This is a genomic window from Rosenbergiella epipactidis, from assembly GCF_018494055.1.
Classification (GTDB): domain Bacteria; phylum Pseudomonadota; class Gammaproteobacteria; order Enterobacterales; family Enterobacteriaceae; genus Rosenbergiella; species Rosenbergiella epipactidis.
Genome location: NZ_JABBFQ010000002.1, coordinates 473,510 through 489,162, shown reverse-complemented (window position 1 = coordinate 489,162; position 15,653 = coordinate 473,510). Strand labels below are relative to the sequence as shown.

Annotated in this window: 12 protein-coding genes; 7 read left to right on the top strand and 5 right to left on the bottom strand. The window is 47.4% G+C overall.

Going from position 1 to position 15,653, the window contains the following annotated elements:
• Positions 1-3 precede the first annotated feature (3 nt).
• From zapE to sspB, 5 genes are all read left to right on the top strand, one after another.
• On the top strand, positions 4-1,140 hold the full coding sequence (gene zapE, locus HGT71_RS05160) for a cell division protein ZapE (RefSeq protein WP_214216872.1): 1,137 nt from the start codon (positions 4-6) through the stop codon (positions 1,138-1,140).
• Positions 1,141-1,378: 238 nt separating this feature from the next.
• Positions 1,379-1,807, top strand: coding sequence for a 50S ribosomal protein L13 (gene rplM / locus HGT71_RS05155; RefSeq protein ID WP_048911351.1), 429 nt, complete (start codon positions 1,379-1,381; stop codon positions 1,805-1,807).
• Positions 1,808-1,822: 15 nt separating this feature from the next.
• A complete protein-coding gene (gene rpsI, locus HGT71_RS05150) occupies positions 1,823-2,215 on the top strand; it encodes a 30S ribosomal protein S9 (protein WP_048911352.1) in 393 nt (130 codons plus the stop codon).
• A gap of 287 nt (positions 2,216-2,502) precedes the next feature.
• Positions 2,503-3,132, top strand: a complete 630-nt coding sequence (gene sspA, locus HGT71_RS05145) for a stringent starvation protein SspA (protein WP_214216871.1) — start codon at positions 2,503-2,505, stop codon at positions 3,130-3,132.
• Between the two features lie 14 nt (positions 3,133-3,146).
• Positions 3,147-3,629, top strand: a complete 483-nt coding sequence (gene sspB, locus HGT71_RS05140; protein WP_099822946.1) for a ClpXP protease specificity-enhancing factor — start codon at positions 3,147-3,149, stop codon at positions 3,627-3,629.
• Between the two features lie 43 nt (positions 3,630-3,672).
• On the opposite strand, the gene HGT71_RS05135 is transcribed toward sspB, so the two are convergent.
• Positions 3,673-5,091 (bottom strand): FAD-dependent oxidoreductase, encoded by a 1,419-nt coding sequence (locus tag HGT71_RS05135; RefSeq protein WP_214216870.1) that lies wholly within the window; start codon positions 5,089-5,091, stop codon positions 3,673-3,675.
• 9 nt (positions 5,092-5,100) lie between these two features.
• Entirely contained in the window at positions 5,101-9,567 is a 4,467-nt protein-coding gene (gene gltB, locus HGT71_RS05130; RefSeq protein WP_214216869.1) for a glutamate synthase large subunit, read from the bottom strand.
• Between the two features lie 627 nt (positions 9,568-10,194).
• Here gltB and arcB point away from each other — a divergent pair.
• On the top strand, positions 10,195-12,522 hold the full coding sequence (gene arcB, locus HGT71_RS05125; protein WP_214216868.1) for an aerobic respiration two-component sensor histidine kinase ArcB: 2,328 nt from the start codon (positions 10,195-10,197) through the stop codon (positions 12,520-12,522).
• A 733-nt stretch (positions 12,523-13,255) separates the two neighbouring features.
• Entirely contained in the window at positions 13,256-13,978 is a 723-nt protein-coding gene (gene mtgA, locus HGT71_RS05120) for a monofunctional biosynthetic peptidoglycan transglycosylase (protein WP_214216867.1), read from the top strand.
• Positions 13,979-13,982: 4 nt separating this feature from the next.
• On the opposite strand, the gene npr is transcribed toward mtgA, so the two are convergent.
• From npr to ptsN, 3 genes are read right to left on the bottom strand one after another with little or no spacing between them, the layout of a single operon-like run.
• Positions 13,983-14,255: a PTS phosphocarrier protein NPr gene (gene npr, locus HGT71_RS05115; RefSeq protein WP_048911360.1), complete on the bottom strand. Its 273-nt coding sequence runs from the start codon at positions 14,253-14,255 to the stop codon at positions 13,983-13,985.
• Positions 14,245-15,105: an RNase adapter RapZ gene (gene rapZ / locus HGT71_RS05110; protein ID WP_099822940.1), complete on the bottom strand. Its 861-nt coding sequence runs from the start codon at positions 15,103-15,105 to the stop codon at positions 14,245-14,247. Before rapZ ends, npr begins: the two co-directional genes overlap by 11 nt.
• 50 nt (positions 15,106-15,155) lie before the next feature.
• Positions 15,156-15,638, bottom strand: coding sequence for a PTS IIA-like nitrogen regulatory protein PtsN (gene ptsN, locus HGT71_RS05105; RefSeq protein WP_048911362.1), 483 nt, complete (start codon positions 15,636-15,638; stop codon positions 15,156-15,158).
• Positions 15,639-15,653: the final 15 nt, after the last annotated feature.

The following is a 15,653-nucleotide window of genomic DNA, read 5'->3' as shown; positions in this document are numbered from 1 at the left end:
ACTATGCAAACCATTTCTCCCCTGACATGTTACCAACAAGCCCTTGAACAGGGTGATTATCAGCCTGATGATGTCCAAAAAGCTGCGGTAACGGAGCTTGATAAGATTCAAAAAGCGCTAATCGCCCGTCAGCAAACGGCCTCACCCTCGACGGATAAGAAAGGACTTTTCGGACGCTTTTCAAAACTTTTCCAGCGCAGTGAGAGCAGCGAACAACCGGTTCAAGGCTTATATATGTGGGGAGGCGTAGGGCGCGGTAAAACTTGGATTATGGATATGTTTTACCAATCTGTTCCAGGTGATCGTAAGTTACGATTACATTTCCACCGTTTTATGCTGCGAGTGCATGAGGAACTGAGTCAACTTCAAGGCCACAGCGACCCACTGTTGATTATTGCCGAACGCTTTCGCGAGCAGACTGATCTGCTGTGTTTTGATGAGTTTTTTGTGTCGGATATTACCGATGCCATGCTACTCGGCACGTTAATGGAGGCATTATTTGAGCGGGGGATTACCTTGGTGGCGACCTCTAATATCCCTCCTGATCAGCTCTACCGTAATGGATTACAACGCGCACGCTTTTTACCGGCGATTGAGCAAATAAAGAAACATTGCCAAGTCATGAATGTGGATGCTGGCGTCGATTACCGTTTACGCGCCTTGACGGCAGCTCATCTCTGGAAATCGCCGATCAACGACGAGACCCAGTCAGCCATTAGTACGTTATTTAAAAACCTATCAGGTACTGATTTTGCGCAGGCCCCTTCACCGGTGTTAGAGATTAATCACCGTGCGATGAAGACTGAGCATGTTGCTGAGGGGGTGCTTGCCGTTCGCTTTAGTGTGCTGTGTGGTGAAAACCGGAGTCAACATGACTACATCGCGCTTTCTCAGCAGTTTCACACGGTATTATTACTCGATGTCCCACAATTAACTAGCCAGACTGAAGATCATGCGCGTCGATTTCTTGCAATGGTAGATGAATTCTACGAAAGACATGTTAAACTTGTCGTTTCTGCGGAAGTGGCGTTGGAAGCTATCTATCAAGGTAATCAATTGAAATTTGAATACCAACGTTGCTTATCTCGTCTTCAGGAGATGCAAAGCGAAGAATATTTGCGTCTTCCTCATTTGCCGTAAGGCAGAAATATTCGTGGAGTTGCGAATTAATGATAAAAGAGGTCGATTTTTAATGTCGACTTCTTTATAATCTTGCGACCCCACGTTACAACAAATGGTTTTATTCCCAAAAACCTTTGTGTTCCGGTAGTTCTATCCGAAGGGGTAGGCTTACTGGCAAAATGGTCGTGTGAGCCTCAACCGTTAATAGCGTTTGGGATTTCACCAACGTGTAACTTATATTTGGGTAAGCTTTTAGATGAAAACTTTTACAGCTAAACCAGAAACCGTCAAACGCGACTGGTATGTTGTTGACGCAACTGACAAAACCTTAGGTCGTTTAGCGACTGAACTGGCTCGTCGTCTGCGTGGTAAACATAAAGCGGAATACACTCCGCACGTAGATACTGGTGATTACATCATCGTTCTTAACGCTGACAAAGTTGCTGTAACAGGTAACAAACGTAGCGACAAGATCTACTATCGCCACACTGGTCACATCGGTGGTATCAAGCAAGCGACCTTTGAAGAAATGATTGCTCGTGCTCCTGAGCGTGTCATTGAAACCGCGGTAAAAGGCATGCTGCCGAAAGGCCCTCTGGGCCGTGCAATGTTCCGTAAACTGAAAGTTTACGCGGGCAACGAGCACAACCATGCGGCACAGCAACCGCAAGTTCTGGACATTTAATCGGGATCAATGGCAATGGCTGAAACTCAAAACTACGGCACAGGTCGCCGCAAAAGCTCTTCCGCACGCGTCTTTATCAAGCCGGGTAGCGGAAACATCGTAATCAATCAACGCTCTTTAGAGCAATATTTCGGTCGTGAGACTGCGCGCATGGTCGTGCGTCAACCTCTGGAACTGGTTGATTTGATTGGTAAATTAGATCTGTACATCACTGTTAAAGGTGGTGGTATTTCTGGTCAAGCAGGAGCGATCCGTCACGGTATCACTCGCGCTCTGATGGAATATGACGAATCTCTTCGTTCTGAACTACGTAAAGCGGGCTTTGTTACTCGTGATGCGCGTGAAGTTGAACGTAAGAAAGTCGGTCTGCGTAAAGCACGTCGTCGTCCACAGTTCTCTAAGCGTTAATTCATGGCTGCTCTGCAGCGATGTGTTTTCGAAAAAACCCGCTTCGGCGGGTTTTTTATTGCCGGTAAAAGGGGGCTATATCGGTTATCGCGTACTCCCGATTCGCGACAATTGTTACTTTTTCCTTCCAAAAACGCTTCAACTACCCAGAATTCGCAGCAAAATCGAAAGGTTGCCCACAAAGGCTTCAATTTCTGGTAAACTATCGCGCAGTTTATGGTCTATTATCTGCCATCGGTCATTCAGATGGTTAATCGCGGCTCTTATAAGTATATGTGGAGGTTTTCATGGCTGTCGCTGCCAACAAACGTTCGGTAATGACACTGTTTTCTGGACCCACTGATATCTACAGCCATCAAGTACGTATTGTACTGGCTGAGAAAGGTGTGAGTGTAGAAATTGAACAGGTGGATAAGTCAAATCTTCCACAAGACTTGATCGATCTAAATCCGTATTGCACTGTACCTACCTTAGTGGATCGCGAGCTGACGTTATATCAATCTCAGATCATTATGGAATACTTGGACGAACGTTTCCCGCATCCACCGTTAATGCCAGTTTATCCGGTTGCTCGCGGTGAAAGTCGTTTGATGATGCATCGTATCGAACAAGATTGGTATAGCCTGCTGTTCAAGATTGAACAAGGTTCAAGTGAAGAAGCCGATGACGCGCGTAAACAATTACGTGAGCAGTTACTTGCCATCGCGCCACTGTTTGCTCGCACGTCTTACTTCCTGAGCGAAGAGTTCAGCTTGGTGGATTGCTACCTTGCTCCTTTACTATGGCGTTTACCTTCTTTAGGCGTTGATTTATCGGGTGCGGGTTCTAAAGATCTTAAAGGCTATATGAATCGTGTCTTTGAACGTGATTCGTTCCTCGCTTCTCTTACCGAAGCTGAGCGTGAAATGCGTCTCTAATCGAGGCTACTATTATGGATATGACAAATTTAACGGCACGTCGCCCGTATTTACTGCGGGCATTCTATGATTGGTTGTTAGATAACGAGCTAACGCCGCACCTAGTGGTTGATATTAATCTACCTGGTGTGGAAGTCCCTCTAGAGTTTGCACGTGATGGACAAATCGTTCTTAACATTGCGCCGCGTGCAGTCGGGAACTTAGAACTGGGTAATGAGTTCGTTAGCTTCAATGCGCGCTTCGGAGGCGTACCGCGTCAGGTTTTCGTCCCTCTTGCCGCCGTTATGGCACTCTATGCTCGTGAAAACGGTGCTGGCACTATGTTTGAGCCTGAGCCGCAGTATGATGATGTTGAGGCTAATGTTGATCTTGACGTCACGCATGAGCCTAAAATGTCAGTCATTGATGGCGATGGTGAGACTGAGCATACCGATGGCGATGATGATGATACCCCCCCACCTAAGGGTGGCCGACCAGCATTACGTGTCGTTAAATAATATCGGCTAAAAAAAAGAGCGCTTTCGCGCTCTTTTTCTTTCTCTACACTTCCAGGTAATCAAGAATACCTTCTGCTGCTTTTCTGCCTTCCGCTATCGCGGTCACGACTAAATCAGATCCTCTTACCGCATCACCGCCCGCAAAAATTTGGGGATGGCTGGTTTGGAAGGCGATTTCAGCCGCTTCTGGCGCCACAATGCGTCCGGTTGCATCGAACTCAACGTTGAATGCGTCGAGCCAAGGCATACTGTGTGGACGGAATCCAAAAGCGAGGATCACTGCGTCGGCTGCGATAACATGCTCTGAGCCTGCTACTGGCTGAGCCTGTTGGCGACCGGCAGCATCTGCTGGGCCCATTTCGGTACGAACCATTTTCACGCCGATAACTTTACCGCTACCGTCAATTTCGACGCCTAAGGGTTGTAAGTTAAATTGGAAATCGACGCCTTCTTCACGTGCATTTTTCACTTCGCGGCGCGAACCCGGCATATTGGCCTCATCGCGGCGGTAGGCACAAATGACGTTGGTCGCGCCTTGGCGAATCGAGGTTCTCACACAGTCCATCGCGGTATCACCACCGCCGAGTACCACAACACGCTTTCCGTTCATATCTAAGTAGGGTTGCTCAGTCAACGCTTCGAAGCCCATCGTTTTACGGGTATTAGCGATAAGGAAGGGTAAGGCGTCGTAGACACCTTCGGCATCTTCATTAGTGAGTCCACCCCGCATGGATTGATAGGTACCGACCCCTAAGAACACGGAGTCATACTCATCAATCAGGCTTTGCATCGTGATATCTTGGCCCACTTCGACATTTAATCGGAACTCAATACCCATTCCTTCGAACAGTTCCCGGCGCTTGATCATTACCTCTTTTTCCAATTTGAAAGAGGGGATACCGAAGGTTAGTAACCCACCAATCTCTGGATGGCGATCAAAGACGGTGACGCTCACACCATTTCGGGTGAGTACATCGGCGCAAGCAAGTCCGGCAGGGCCTGCACCGATGACCGCAACGCGCTTATTCACGGATTTAACTTGCGACATATCTGGGCGCCAGCCCATTTCCATCGCTTTATCGTTGATATAGCGTTCGATATTCCCGATAGTGACGGCACCGAAATCATTATTTAGCGTACAGGATCCTTCGCAGAGACGATCCTGTGGGCAGACGCGACCACAGACCTCTGGCAGGCTGTTGGTCTGGTGTGACAGTTCTGCCGCCTCAATGATCCGCCCCTCGTTGGCTAGTTTTAACCAGTTGGGAATGTAGTTATGTACCGGACACTTCCATTCACAATAAGGGTTACCGCAATCTAAACAACGGTCGGCTTGCGCTTTAACTTGCCCTTCAGAGAAGGGCTCGTAGATTTCAACAAATTCGATTTTACGGAGTTGTAGCGGTTTCTTCGGAGGATCAACGCGCTGTAAGTCAATAAATTGATACACATTTTGGCTCATTGTCGCTCCTTACTGCGCCTGTACTCGTAATTCTGCCGCTGACCGGCTGCGGTGTCCTAGCAGTGCTTTCACATCGCTTGACTTAGGTTTGATCAGCATAAATTTCTCTGACCAGTTCGCCCATTGTGCAAGGATCTCTTCACCACGACTCGATTGGGTATATTGTACGTGCTCGGTGATTAAGCCCCGCAGATGTTCTTCGTGAATCGGCAGGGTGGCGACGTCCAAGACCTCGACCAACTCGCTGTTGACACGTTTACGGAACTCCCCGTCTTCATCAAGGACGTAAGCGAAGCCCCCGGTCATGCCGGCACCAAAATTGACCCCTGTACGACCGATCACACAGACAACGCCTCCTGTCATGTACTCACAGCCATTGTCGCCAATACCCTCGACAACCGTGATAGCGCCGGAGTTACGTACCGCAAAACGTTCACCTGCACGGCCCGCTGCAAACAGTTTTCCGCCGGTTGCGCCATATAAGCAGGTGTTGCCAGCAATGGTCGCTTCGTGGCTACGGAAGGCTGAACCGATAGGGGGCCGAATCGCCAAGAGGCCGCCAGCCATCCCTTTTCCGACATAGTCATTGGCATCACCCGTTAGGATCATTTCAAGACCCCCGGCATTCCAGACACCGAAGCTTTGTCCTGCTGTACCGGTTAAATGAACCTGAACTGGGTCACTCGCCAATCCTTGATCGCCGTAACGTTGGGCGATTGCACCGGATAGGGTTGCACCAACTGAGCGGTCAGTATTTTTGACATCAAAGTAAAAGTGTTTGCTCTGTTTCGTCTCAATGTACGGCAGTGCCTGTTCCAACAGCGCTTTATTCAGCGTTCCTTTATCGAAAGGTGGATTCGATTCTGTGCAATACAGCGCCTTTCCAGCAACTGGCGTTGCTGTTTCGAGTAACGAGCCTAGATTAAGCTTTTGTTGTTTTGCTGTGAATCCTTCCAATGCGGTCAAGAGATCTGTCCGGCCTATCAAGTCGGTTAAGCGACTTACCCCTAAGGAAGCCATGATTTCACGTGTCTCACGAGCAATAAATTCAAAGTAGTTGGTCACTTTGAAAGGGAGACCGTGGTAGTGGTTCTTACGTAATTTCTCGTCTTGTGTTGCAACGCCTGTCGCACAGTTATTCAGGTGACAAATACGGAGGTATTTACAGCCCAAAGCGACCATCGGACCCGTACCGAAACCGAAGCTTTCTGCACCAAGAATGGCAGCCTTGATGATATCGAGACCCGTCTTTAACCCACCATCAATTTGTAAGCGGATTTTGTGACGTAATCCGTTTGCAACCAACGCTTGTTGTGTTTCCACTAAGCCGAGTTCCCAAGGACAACCGGCATATTTCACTGAGGTGAGCGGGCTTGCCCCGGTACCGCCATCGTACCCTGCAACGGTAATCAGATCGGCGTAGGCTTTTGCAACGCCGGTCGCAATGGTTCCTACGCCTGGCTCTGATACCAGTTTGACGGAAATCATCGCCTTAGGGTTGACTTGCTTGAGGTCAAAAATAAGCTGCGCCAAATCCTCAATCGAATAAATGTCGTGATGTGGCGGAGGCGATATCAAGGTGACACCCGGGACGGAATAGCGTAACCGTGCAATATAAGGCGTGACCTTATCACCCGGCAATTGACCGCCTTCACCTGGCTTAGCCCCTTGTGCAACCTTAATCTGAATCACATCTGCGTTGACTAAGTAGGCAGGTGTCACACCGAAACGTCCAGAAGCGACCTGCTTGATGCGCGACACTTTATTTGTGCCGTAGCGCGCGGGATCTTCTCCACCTTCACCGGAGTTCGAGAAACCCCCGATGCTGTTCATCGCTTCAGCGAGCGCTTCATGGGCCTCTGGGCTGAGTGCACCAATCGACATGGCAGCAGTATCGAAGCGTTTGAACAGCTCAGTCGCTGGTTCAACCTCATCAATCTTAATAACCTGTTCGCTCGGTTTGAGCGCGAGCAAATCGCGTAGCGTCGCCGCGGGGCGGTTATTCACATGTTGGGCGTAGTTGAGGTAGTCTGCATAATCACCACTCTCTACCGCACGCTGTAAGCTGTTCACAATATCCGGATTATAAGCGTGGTACTCACCGCCGTGGACATATTTCAGTAATCCACCTTGATCAATAGGCTTACGGGCTAGCCAAGCACGCTTAGATAGATTCACCAGATCTTGTTCGAAGTCGCTAAAATTCGCACCGCCAATACGGCTGGTGACATTCTGGAAGCAGAGCGTTGTAATGTCGGTATGTAGACCTACGGCTTCAAAGAGTTTCGAACAGCGGTAAGAGGCAACCGTTGAAATGCCCATTTTCGACATGATCTTGTACAAGCCTTTGTTGATACCATTACGGTAGTTCAACATTGCTTTACGGTAGTCATGATCGATAATGCCACTGTCTGCCATTTTCGCTAAGGTTTCGTAGGCTAACCAAGGATAGATCGCGGTTGCACCAAATCCTAGTAGGACCGCAAAGTGATGTGGGTCGCGTGCCGACGCGGTTTCGGCAATAATATTCGCATCACAACGAAGACTCTTCTCCACCAAACGCGCTTGTACGGCACCGACGATCATTGGTGCTGGGACGGGCAGTCTCTCGGTCGTAATCTGTCTATCCGACAGGACAAGTAATACGGTGCCGTTACGAACCATCTCCTCTGCTTGGTCGTTTAGGCGATGGATAGCGGCCTCTAACGTTTCTTCATCTGGGTTAAAGGTACAGTCAATCGTATCCGCACGGTAGTATTGAGTGTCTAATTGCGTCAGCTGTGAGAAATCTGAATAGAGAAGGATAGGCGATTTAAAACTGACACGGTGTGCTTGACCTTCTGCCTCGCAGAAGACATTCATCTCTTGCCCAATACAGGTCGCTAACGACATCACATGATTTTCACGTAATGGATCGATAGGGGGGTTAGTCACCTGAGCGAATTGTTGACGGAAGTAGTCATAAATAATCCGCGGACGGCTACTGAGTACGGCAAAGGGGGTGTCGTCACCCATCGAACCGACGGCTTCCTGTCCATTTTCACCCAGTACTCGAATAACGGTGTCTAACTCTTCACTGCTATAACCGAACTGTTTATGCCAAGTGGCGAGCTGTGTGTCGTCAAGCTGACGTTTACCCACTTGGTCTTCAGGAAGCTCTTCAAAAGGTACCAAGCGTTTAACGTTTTTCTCCATCCAAGTTTTGTAAGGATGGCGGCTTTTCAAGTCATTATCGGTTTCTGCCGAATGGAGGATACGCCCATTACGGGTATCAATAACCATTAACTCGCCTGGACCGACACGACCTTTCTCAACCACTTCATCGGGCTGGTAATCCCAAATACCTACTTCAGAGGCACAAGTGATTAACTTATCTTTAGTGATAACGTAGCGCGCGGGACGTAAACCATTGCGGTCTAAGTTACAGGCAGCATAACGGCCATCCGACATCACGATCCCCGCGGGGCCATCCCAAGGTTCCATATGCATAGAGTTGAAATCGAAGAAGGCGCGTAAATCGGGGTCCATATCAGGATTATTCTGCCAGGCTGGCGGGACCAGTAAACGCATGGCACGGACTAAGTCCATCCCGCCGTTTAAGAATAGCTCCAGCATGTTATCCATTGAACTCGAGTCGGAGCCGGTTTCATTCACAAACGGGGCAATCGTCTGCAGATCAGGGATCAATGGCGTATTAAATTTGTAAGCACGGGCTCTTGCCCACTGACGGTTACCCGCAATGGTATTAATCTCGCCATTATGGGCCATATACCGGAAAGGCTGAGCCAGCGGCCAGCGTGGAACGGTATTGGTCGAGAAACGTTGGTGAAATAGACAGATAGAAGATTCTAAGCGCAAGTCAGCCAGATCGAGATAAAATCTCGGTAAATCGGCGGGCATGCATAAGCCTTTATAGATGTTGACCTGGTTAGAGAAGCTACAAATATAGAATTCAGTATCTCTTAACGCCTCAACACGTTTTTCGATACGACGACGCGCCATATATAGGCGACGTTCCATATCCCGTGGGCGCCAACCCGCAGGAGCATTAATAAAGAGCTGCTCAATGACCGGAAGCGAAGAGAGGGCAACTTCGCCGAGGACATCGCGATTAATCGGCACTTCACGCCAACCTACGACAGACAGGGTTTCTCGTAGCACTTCTTCTTCAATGATTTTACGCGAAATCGCCGCTTTTTCCGGGTCGTTATTAAGGAATAGCATCCCAACGCTATAGTTGCGCGCTAGGCTCCATCCTTGTGTTTCCGCAATATATCTAAAGAAGCGGTCTGGTTTTTGCAGCAAGAGTCCGCAACCGTCACCCGTTTTGCCATCCGCTAAAATTGCACCGCGGTGTTGCATACGTGCGAGACCATGGATTGCCGTTCTGACAACTTTGTGACTGGGTTCGCCCTCTATATGAGCAATAAGTCCGAAGCCACAGTTATCCTTTTCAAAGGATTTATCATACAACATTGAGTCAACCTCCACGGGCTCTGCGGCCCTTTTCTTCCAGCACTTTGCTACAGGTAACGCTGCATGGGCTAGGGTAATGGTTAGGAGAGTAAATTCGCGTTAGCGCCTGTGACCTTGGCAGACCAAAATGTGCCGCCGCAGGGAACGTGTAATTACTAAAAATTTGGGCGGGAATGCTGCTTTCCGCACAGATAGCTACCAGTTGAATTCCAACTTATCGGGAATTATGACCGAGGTCAAATAAGGAAGGTAACAAATGTTTCATTGACGATTTTATTGTATCATCTTGATTTAATTATTTTTTTACCTTATTTTTAGCCGTTTGCATTGTTATGGTGCAGTGGTTTTGTGTGAGCTGTATCACTATGGTGCAGCCCGAATTCGATCGCTGAATTCTGTTCGGATTGGCAATATTAGTGATATATATCGTGAATTTGCCACTTAATGAATTTTTAAACTGTTTTAATTATTGTGTTTTTTTTATTTTTACCCCTACACGAATTGTGCGATGACGTCAGAAAAATTGAATTTAAATGCAAATGATTAGCATTTAAATTCATGAGTGAATCTTCTGCTTACCGCTTTATTTTTACGCTATCATGTTCACTTCTCGACGATGGAGTGATTATGAAACATATCCGGCTATTAGCGCAGTATTACGTTGATTTGATGGTCAAACTTGGCCTCGTTCGCTTTTCCCTTCTCCTTGCTTCTGCGTTAGTGGTCTTGGCGATGATCGTGCAAATGGCGGTAACGCTTCTGCTGCATGGCCATGTCGAATCGATTGATGTCGTACGCTCCATTTTCTTTGGGTTATTAATCACTCCTTGGGCCGTTTATTTCCTCTCTGTCGTCGTCGATCAGCTTGAGGAGTCTCGCCAGCGCTTAGCGAGATTAGTTGATAAATTAGAAGAGATGCGTGACCGCGATTTGCAGCTTAATCAGCAGAAGCAGCAAACTATTACGCAGCTTAATCAGGAAATTGCTGAGCGTCGTAATGCTGAGCAAGCGCGTGAACGCGCGATTGTTAAATTAGAAGAAGAGATGGAAGGGCGCATCAAGGCACAAACGGAGCTGGAACAGCAATCTTCATTTTTACGTTCTTTCTTAGATGCGTCGCCAGATTTGGTCTTCTACCGCGATATCGATCGTCAATTTTCAGGATGTAACCGTGCATTAGAGTTATTAACCGGAAAAAGCGAACAGCAGCTTGTGGGCTTAACCCCACAAGATGTCTATGATCCAGAAGCGGCGGAGAAAATTTTAGCCACTGATGAAAAGGTTTTTCGCCACAATATTGCGCTGACCTATGAACAATGGTTGCATTACCCTGATGGAAAAAAGGCATGCTTTGAGGTACGTAAAGTCCCTTATTACGATCGCATCGGGAAGCGTAATGGTTTGATGGGTTTTGGTCGCGATATAACAGAGCGTAAGCGTTACCAAGAAGCGTTAGAAAATGCGAGTCGTGATAAAACAACTTTTATCTCGACAATCAGCCATGAGCTGCGTACGCCGTTGAATGGTATTGTTGGATTGAGTCGTATCCTTCTAGATACTCAATTGGACAATGAGCAGTTAAATTACTTAAAAACCATTCATGTTTCTGCCATTACGTTAGGGAATATTTTCAACGACGTTATCGAGATGGATAAAATCGAACGTCAGAATATTAAACTGGACCGCCAGCCGACTAACTTTACAGATTTTATCGCCGACCTTGAAAACCTCGCAGGGCTATTGGTCCAACCCAAAGGGTTGATTTTCACGATGCAGGCGGATACGCCATTGCCGCAAACTGTCATGACTGATGGGACGCGCTTACGGCAGATCCTGTGGAATTTAATCAGCAATGCCGTCAAGTTCACCAAAGAAGGCGAAATCTCTATCCATGTGAGTTATCAGTCGCAACATCTGACCTTTGCGGTTCAAGATTCGGGTATCGGTATCCCTCAGTCTGAACAAGACAAGATCTTTGCTATGTATTATCAAGTTGAAGATGAGCATGGGGGGAAACCTGCAACGGGAACCGGAATAGGATTGGCGGTGTCGGCCCGTATTGCTGAAGCCATGGGCGGTAGCCTTAGCGTAGAAAGTGAGCCGCATCACGGAGCCTGTTTTACCCTCGATGTCTGCGCCCCAGAGGTGGTGACCGAAACGTCTAAGGCACAGGAAGAGGAAGAGTGGCTACTTCCCGCTCTGCATATCTTATTGGTCGAAGATATTGAGTTAAATGTCGTGGTCGCCCGCTCAGTGCTCGAAAACCTAGGTTGTTCGATTGACGTCGCGATGACAGGGCAAGAGGCGCTAGATCTTTTTGAGCCTGATGAGTTCGATATGGTGTTGCTCGATATTCAGTTACCGGATATGACGGGATTAGATGTCGCCAGGGCATTAAAACAGCGCTTCACTGCACAACAGCTTCCCCCTTTGGTCGCCTTGACCGCCAACGTATTGAAGAATAAAAGCGAGTATCTCAACGCTGGGCTCGATGCAGTATTAAGTAAGCCGCTTTCAGTCCCTGCGTTGACGGCAACAATTAAACAGTTCTGGGACCCTCATGCGGCAGAGGCAGCTGATCGAGTTGAACCGCTGACTTCTGAGCTGTCGGATAAGCTGGATACCGAAATGTTAGAGCAGTACTTAGGTTTAGTTGGGCCTTCACTCATTCATGATGGACTTAATATGTTCGAGAAAATGATGCCGGGCTATCTTGAAGCACTAGATTCCAATATGTTGGCACGGGATCAAACTGAGATTGCTGAGCAGGGGCATAAGATTAAGGGTGCAGCAGGAGCAATTGGTCTTAAGCATCTACAGAAAGTGGCTCAACAAATCCAGTCACCCGAATTACCAGCATGGTGGGATAATGTTCAAGATTGGGTAGACGAGCTGCATAGCACTTGGCAGAAAGATATCGCAATACTGAAAGAGTGGGTAGGAAGTAAATCGTAGAGAAAAATTACCCCGGTTAAACCGGGGTGCGCGAAGATTGCGCCAACACCAGGGAAATTATACTGAACAGCGCAAAATATCGTCTTTTTTTGAGAGTAATCGCGTTGCTATTCAGTGGTATTGGGTACTGAGACTACTGTAACAAAAAAATGGTATCGATTTCTATAAAACATTAGCATAAGTAATGCATTTAATATCAGAGTGGCTAAAAAAGCATCATCAACCTTAGTTATGTTGATACTCAAGCCTTACTAATGCCTAATAACCTTATATTATCAAGGGATATACAGGGTAGGCAACCATTTTCCCATACGAAGCACTAAGAGTTTTAAGGTAATACCTTTCGATCTTTAAAAATCGATAGATTCTGCTAATGATTTAGAAGATTGAAAGGTAGAATTAGTCATACGCAGCTTAATCTTTCTCTTCTACACAGCCTACAGATGATCTTCAAAGAGGATAGTCCGCTAGCATTTGAGACTAATGGTTAACATTATGTTAATTATTAGTTTAGCAAATGATGGTGTTATTGGCGATATCTAATTCAATATGTTTAAACTTTATTCATAACTCATCGGGAAACTATCGTACATCGTCGATGTACGAAATTTTTTGGAACCGTTACCTTTTTGGTGACCTATGAAAGTTGCGCAGAAAGATACCTCTTGCTGAGACGACTCTTTATAATAGGGCATGAAAAATTGAAGGTCTCCTGTTAGAGCGAACGTAGACAATGAAATCAAAACGTAAAGCGAGGTTGGGATCGATTAAAAAAGGCCTTTTAAAGGTTTTTTTAGCTTGCGCAGGCCTCTGGTTTCTCGCTGTCTTGTTATGGACTTTTCTGCCCGTCCCTTTTTCTGCGGTAATGGCTGAGCGGCAAATCAGTGCTTGGGCATCAGGTAACTTTGCATACCGTGCACATTCTGATTGGGTTGCTATGGATGAGATCTCTCCGTGGATGCCTCTCGCCGTGATCGCGTCGGAGGACCAGCGCTTTCCTGAACATTGGGGGATCGATTTTGGCGCGCTCAATACTGCGCTTACCCAGCAAGGTGAAACCCATTTACGTGGCGCGTCGACCCTATCACAGCAAACGGCTAAAAATATGTTTTTATGGGATGGACGCAGTTGGGTACGTAAGGCAATTGAGGCTGGCATGACGCTGGGTATTGAAGCGGTTTGGGGGAAAAAGCGTATCCTTACCGTCTATCTTAACGTAGCAGAGTTCGGACCGGGAATTTTTGGGGTTGAAGCTGCTTCACAGGCCTATTTCCACAAGCCGGCTAAGCAGCTGACTGAAGGACAGGCGGCACTGCTTGCAGCCGTTTTACCTTCACCATTGCGTTATAGCGCCAAGGCCCCCTCACGTTACATACAAATGAGACAGCAATGGATTATGCGTCAAATGCGTCAATTGGGTGGCCAGCCTTTTTTAACGCAGCATCACCTTTATTAAATACTTACTCTTCGTCAAATCGTGAGGCGAAAAGCTCGACAACGGCCTGTAAGGCTTCAACTTCTTGCAGGCCAGTTGCTTCGACTTCGATCTTGCCGCCCTGGGCAGAATCTAACATTAACAGGGCAATCACACTGTTTGCTTCAGCTTCGGTTCCCGCCTCATTTCGCAGTAAAACTTCAGCATCGAAGCTCTGAACTAATTCAAACAGCTTCATTGCAGGTCGTGCATGCATTCCCAGTTTATTTTGGATAGAAACAGTTTGCTTAACGGTCATGATGTTTTTTTTCCAAGGTGCGATGCCGACGTTGAACATTTTTACCGCGAGAGGCAAAGTAATCTGCAAGTTGCTCAGCAATATAGACAGAACGATGCTTACCACCCGTACAGCCGATAGCGACGGTGAGGTAGCTACGATTATTACGTTCCAGCATCGGCAGCCATAACTCAAGATAGCTACGTGTCTGATAGATAAATTGGTGAACATCGGTATGACGTTCTAAAAACTGACAGACTGGACGATCCAATCCGGTCATCGGGCGGAGCTTTGCATCCCAGTGTGGATTGGGCAGAAATCTTACATCAAACACGTAGTCGGCATCGACGGGTAAACCATACTTAAACCCAAAGGATTCGAAGACAATGGTGAGCTCTCGCTCCGGCTTACCCGAGAGCCGAGTACGTAGCATCTCCGCCAGTTCGTGTACGGACATTTCAGAGGTGTCGACCACGAGGTCTGCCCGAGAGCGTAACGGCTCAAGTAGTTCAGACTCGTGCTCAATAGCATCTTCTAACGAGAGATTTCTCGCGGTTAATGGGTGGAGTCGGCGGGTGTCACTATAACGACGGATGAGAGTGTTGGTATTGGCATCAAAGAACAGCAGTTGAGGAGAGAATTCGACATCAAGCCTATCCAAGACGGCTTCAAACAACTGCGGAGATTCGGGCATATTCCTGATATCGATACTCACCGCCGCTGATATCTCTCTTTTGGCTAAGGTTGCCGCAAGTTCGGGTAAAAGCTCAACGGGAAGGTTATCGACACAATAAAACCCCATATCCTCCAGCGCGCGCAACGCGACCGATTTACCGGAGCCGGAACGACCGCTAACGATCATCAGTGCCATGACTTTATTTTCTCCTGCGAACCTTACGAGTCACTCTGGATTGAGGGTTATCACTCTTCATCATCTTCATTGCCCATCAAAATTTGATAGAGCATTTCGTCGCTTTCGGCTTGCCGAAGTTGTCGACAGACGGCTTTATTCGCTAAACGTTTAGCGATTAACGACAGGGTGTGGCGGTGTATTTTGCATTGTCCAGCAGGGACTAACAGCGCAAACAGCAGATCGACGGGTTGATTATCGACGGCATCAAACGCAATGGGATGTTCGAGCTTAATAAATACGCCGACTGAACGTAACGTATCTTGTTCAAGCTTTCCGTGAGGAATAGCTATTCCCCCGCCAATACCGGTACTGCCCATTTTTTCACGATTGAGAATCGTTTCAAATATGAGTTGATGAGGCAGATTAAGCTGGCCCGCCGCGATTTCGCTAATTATCTCTAACGCTCTTTTCTTACTTTGGCAGTTAACATTATTGCGCGTGCAATCAAGCGTTAGCACATTACCTAATTCTAAAGGGAGGTCGCTATTCATAGTATTCACTTGCTG